General features: G+C 60.4%; 6 protein-coding genes and 1 pseudogene. 3 read left to right on the top strand and 4 right to left on the bottom strand.

Translation table 11 applies throughout. The features are described from left to right. The first annotated feature begins 85 nt into the window (after positions 1–85). The gene (locus CPY51_RS08105; RefSeq protein WP_111159769.1) at positions 86–1,090 is read left to right on the top strand and encodes a glycosyltransferase family 4 protein; all 1,005 of its coding nucleotides are present in this window, start codon (positions 86–88) and stop codon (positions 1,088–1,090) included. Next, on the top strand, positions 1,080–1,829 hold the full coding sequence (locus tag CPY51_RS08100; protein WP_111159768.1) for a polysaccharide deacetylase family protein: 750 nt from the start codon (positions 1,080–1,082) through the stop codon (positions 1,827–1,829). Before CPY51_RS08105 ends, CPY51_RS08100 begins: the two co-directional genes overlap by 11 nt. Here CPY51_RS08100 and CPY51_RS08095 read toward each other — a convergent pair. From CPY51_RS08095 to pcaD, 4 genes and pseudogenes are all read right to left on the bottom strand, one after another. Further along, entirely contained in the window at positions 1,826–2,656 is an 831-nt protein-coding gene (locus CPY51_RS08095) for an MBL fold metallo-hydrolase (RefSeq protein ID WP_111159767.1), read from the bottom strand. The two genes, CPY51_RS08100 and CPY51_RS08095, sit on opposite strands and share 4 nt — an antisense overlap. 103 nt (positions 2,657–2,759) lie before the next feature. Further along, positions 2,760–2,867 carry a hypothetical protein gene (locus CPY51_RS34030; RefSeq protein WP_420820679.1) on the bottom strand — a complete coding sequence of 36 codons (108 nt, stop codon included), beginning with the start codon at positions 2,865–2,867 and terminating at the stop codon, positions 2,760–2,762. Positions 2,868–2,935: 68 nt separating this feature from the next. Then, a pseudogene (locus CPY51_RS34025) lies at positions 2,936–3,085 on the bottom strand (SDR family NAD(P)-dependent oxidoreductase); the annotation flags it as partial. A gap of 45 nt (positions 3,086–3,130) precedes the next feature. Beyond that, complete coding sequence (pcaD, locus tag CPY51_RS08085) at positions 3,131–3,925, bottom strand: 3-oxoadipate enol-lactonase (protein ID WP_111159766.1); 795 nt, start codon at positions 3,923–3,925, stop codon at positions 3,131–3,133. Between the two features lie 92 nt (positions 3,926–4,017). On the opposite strand from pcaD, the gene CPY51_RS08080 reads away from it, so the two are divergent. Next, a partial coding sequence (locus tag CPY51_RS08080) for a thiolase family protein (RefSeq protein ID WP_476705522.1) occupies positions 4,018–4,327 on the top strand: 310 nt, incomplete at its 3' end.

The following is a 4,327-nucleotide window of genomic DNA, read 5'->3' as shown; positions in this document are numbered from 1 at the left end:
CAAAGTGCTCAGCAGTGCCTTATCGAGCTCGTTGGGCATCGAAATCCGGAAAATCTCGTCGCCCACCGAGTTTCGGCATTGAAAAGTGCATGCCATCATTCCTTCAAAGAGTTTTTGGACGGTCTGGAGGAGCTTCGCGACCACCCCGAACGACGTTTCGCGCGAGGGCATTCTTGCCTTTGCCGAAAGCGAGGTCGATCGCCTGCTGCGTTTGTGGCGTACCGACCCCCCGAAGCTTTGGTTCACCTATCACACCTACTATAAGACGCCGGACCTGATCGGGCCGCGCATCGCTTCGGAGCTTGGTATCCCCTATGTGACGGCGGAGGCGTCCTACTCCCCGCGACATGACGCGACAGGCTGGGCAGAGAGCCAGCAGCTGCTTTCGCAAGCGGTTCGCCAAGCGGCGGTCAATATTTGTTTTACCGAGCGGGACCGGAAAGGGCTTGTCGCAGCCATCCCGGAAGGACGTTACGCCCGGCTTTTGCCATTTGTAGACGACACGCTTTTTCGAGCGGCGGCAATCGAGGCCCGAGACCGTCTGGTCACTGTCGCCATGATGAGACGCGGCGACAAGTTCGACAGCTATGTAACGTTGGCCGCTGCTCTCGCCCTGATCGGAGACAGGACCTGGACGCTGAGCATTATCGGCGGTGGTCCGGCAATGGCGGATGTGCAGACGCTATTCTGCGCGTTTGAGAAAGAGCGCATCAATTGGCTGGGAGAGCTGTCAGCGGAAATGATCGCTGCGGAGCTTCGGCGCGGCGGAACCTATGTCTGGCCCGGATGCGGCGAGGCCTATGGTCTTGCCTATCTGGAAGCGCAGGCCGCAGGGCTACCGGTGGTCGCGCAGGCGACGGCCGGCGTGCCGGAAGTCGTCATCCACGGCCGGACCGGGTTGCTGACGCCCGATGGAGACATCAAGGCTTTCGCCGAGGCTGTCGGCACGATGCTTGACGATGACACGAAACGAAGAGAGATGGGCGCCGCGGCGAGCCGTTTCGTCCACGGCGAACGATCACTTGTCGCCGCATCCAAAAGTCTCGACCTCATTCTGCGGCAGTATCTTGGAGATGACTATGAGCGATAGCGCAATCTGGAGGCCGCTGCGAGACGAGTTGCTGCGCTTTGCAGCCGCCGGCCGGACCGCGAACCTTTGGCTTCGCGATGATGACGCGATCGAGCCGACGGCCCCACTTGACCGCCTGCTCGATTTGACCGGGAATTTCGCCGTACCGCTCGCACTCGCGGTTATTCCGGCCGTCACCGGCGAGGCGCTCGCGATGCGCCTTCAGCGGGAAAACCGCGTGGCGGTTATCGTCCACGGCTGGACTCATGACAACCATGCCGCCGACGATAGAAAGAAGCAGGAGCTGGGTCCCGAGCGGCCTGGGCCTGTTGTTCTCGCTGAGTTGAAAGCTGGTTTCGATAAGCTGAAAAGGCTTTATCCCAGGCAATTCACGCCGGTGCTGGTGCCGCCATGGAACCGTATCGCGCCGACGCTGCTGCCGTCGCTTGGCGATCTCGGATATCGGGCTGTTTCGGTCTACGGGCAGTCGTCGGCGATGAGCTCGATCGCGCTGGTCAATAGCCATGTCGATATCATGAACTGGCATGGGGTGCGCGGTTGCCGCCCCCATGCCGAGCTTGTAGCGAACTTGGTGACCGAACTTGCAAACCGCTTCGACGGCGGCAGTGAGCCCATCGGCGTTCTGACGCATCATCTTGTTCACGATGCCGCTGCCTGGGACTTCATCGCCCAGCTTTTCGAAGAGACGAAGGACAGTTCAGCCGTTGGCTGGCGCGGGATCGCCGAGTTGCTGAACTAAAGCTGCAGCGTCTGCCGGTCGAAAGCTGCAAAGGCGCCAGGGAAACTTGCCTGCGCCAGCGCCTGCATGGCGTCAAGCTCCTTGTCGGTTCGAGCCGGAGCGTGATGGAACAGGGCCAGGCGCTTTACCTTGGCTTGCTTGGCGAGCTTGACGCCTTCCTGCCACGTCGAATGGCCAAAGCCGAGGTGCTTCGGCATTTCGGCTTCCGTATAAGTCGTGTCGTAGATTGCCAGATCAGCCCCTTCCATGAGCGACAACGCTGCCTGGTCGAGCTTTCCAGCCATATGCTCGGTGTCGTAGATCATCGCGATGACGCGTCCTGCCCACTCTACCCGATAGCCGATGCAGCCGCCCGGATGATTGAGCGTAGCGGTCCTTATGACGATGCCGGCATGCGGCTCAAGAACGTCGCCGGCCTTGAAGTCGCGGAAACCGAGCGTCGCGCGGCAAATATCCGGTTCGACCGGAAACCACGGCGGTCGCATGAACTGGTCGATGAGCTGGCGTGTCGTCGTCTTGCCGGCGAGGTGACCGGACCAGAGATCGACGGTGACGCTCGGCGTATAGATCGGATCGAAGAACGGCAGGCCGATGATGTGGTCGTAATGCGAATGCGTGAAGAACAAATCGATGTGGCGCACTCTGTCGGCTTTGAGCGCCAGGGCGGCTTCACGCACGCCGGTGCCGGCGTCGAAAAGGAGACGTCTGTCGCCATGTCGCAATTCAATGCAGGAAGTATTTCCACCGTAGCGCTCGAATTCCGGTCCGGATACGGGAACGCTTCCCCGCACTCCCCAGAATTTGAGTTCGAAATTATCTTTCTTCATTCGCTCTTTGTACCAAGGCCCTACTGCTGCCAAAGTAAGCACACTTTTTCAGTCGTGCGAAGCCAGCAATTTCGCCAGTATAGTACTCCATGAGAACTGAATCCTAATTCCTTGCATCGAAGCTGGTCGCAATGCCGCCGTCGACCATCAGCATATGCCCGGTGACAAAGGACGAGGCCTCCGACGATAGGAAGACCGCTGCACCGACCAGCTCTTCAACCTCACCCCAACGACAGGCCGGGGTTCGGGCAAGCCAGGAGGTGACTGCAGGCGGCCGACGGCAGCCTCCGTCTTCTCCGCATCACGGCCGTTGACCACGATCTCCGCGCGATGTTGTGCAAGCCCGAGCGCCAGGGCAAAGCCGATACCCTGGCTCGAGCCGGTGATCAGTGCCCGGCGGCCGCTGAGATCGAATAGGGGGAGTGCCAATCGAATGTCCTTTCGCCAGTAGGCCTGCCTCGGGGAAATATGCCGTCAGTTCGTGATCGAGCGGATAAAGGTCCGAATGACCGCCGTCAGTGTTTCGGGCTGTTCGATGCAGGGAATGTGGCCGGCGTCCGTGATGACCTCATAGCGGGCGTCCGCGATAAGCCTGGAGGTGGAAAGCACCAGCTCCGGCGGGGTGGAACGGTCCTGGTCGCCGACGACGCAAAGGGTGGGCACCGATATATGCCGAGCCACCTCGGTCAGATCGGCATCGCGAACTGCCGCGCAGGTCGCCAAGTAGCCTGTCAAGGGCTGCCGGACGAGCATGTTGCGATAACCTGCGAAAGATGTGTTTTCCGGTCGACGGAAAGCCGCCGTAAACCACTTTTCCAACACCCCATCGGCGATCGCCTCGATGCCTTCCGCCTCGACCTTTTCGATGCGCGCGTTCCACGTTTCCGCCGTGCCGATCTTGTGGGCCGTGTCGCAGAGGATCAGGGCCTTTACCAGATCCGGCCGTCGCTCGAAAAGTGCCTGGGCGATCATGCCGCCGATCGAAAGCCCGCAGACATAGGCATTTTTGACCGTGAGGAGATCGAGCAACCCGGCGAGTTCGACGGCAAGGTCTTCCATGGAGTATGGCGTCTGCCCGACCTCGGACAGACCATGCCCTCGCTTGTCGTAAACCACGATGGCAAAATCGCCCGCGAGGCGAACGATCACATCGCGCCAGATGCGAAAATCTGTTCCGAGCGAATTGACAAAAACCAGCACAGGCTTGTCTGCCGGCCCGCCGATGACCTGGTAGTGGATCGCAACGTCGTTTATCCGCGCAAACTGCATTGGAATTCCTTGAACGTTAAACTAAATCATGTCTGTTACGACACATATATGACGACGTGTCTCCATCCGCCAACATTTATCGAGGCCACCCAATGACCGAAGCCTTTATCTGCGACTATATCCGCACGCCGATCGGCCGTTTTGGCGGATCGCTGTCTTCGGTGCGGCCGGATGATCTGGCCGCCGTTGCGCTGAAGGCGCTGATGGCGCGCAACGGGTCGGTTGACTGGGCGGCGGTCGACGACGTGATCTTCGGCTGTGCCAACCAGGCCGGCGAGGACAATCGCAACGTGGCGCGCATGGCGCTGCTTCTGGCCGGCCTGCCGCTGTCGGTGTCGGGCACCACCATCAACCGGCTGTGCGGCTCCGGCATGGATGCGGTCATCACTGCGGCCCGGGCGA

This window comes from Arminella tubonensis (assembly GCF_003240585.1).
Classification (GTDB): domain Bacteria; phylum Pseudomonadota; class Alphaproteobacteria; order Rhizobiales; family Rhizobiaceae; genus Rhizobium; species Rhizobium tubonense.
The sequence above is the reverse complement of the archived record's forward strand: the minus strand, read 5'-3'. Positions and strand labels throughout refer to the sequence as shown.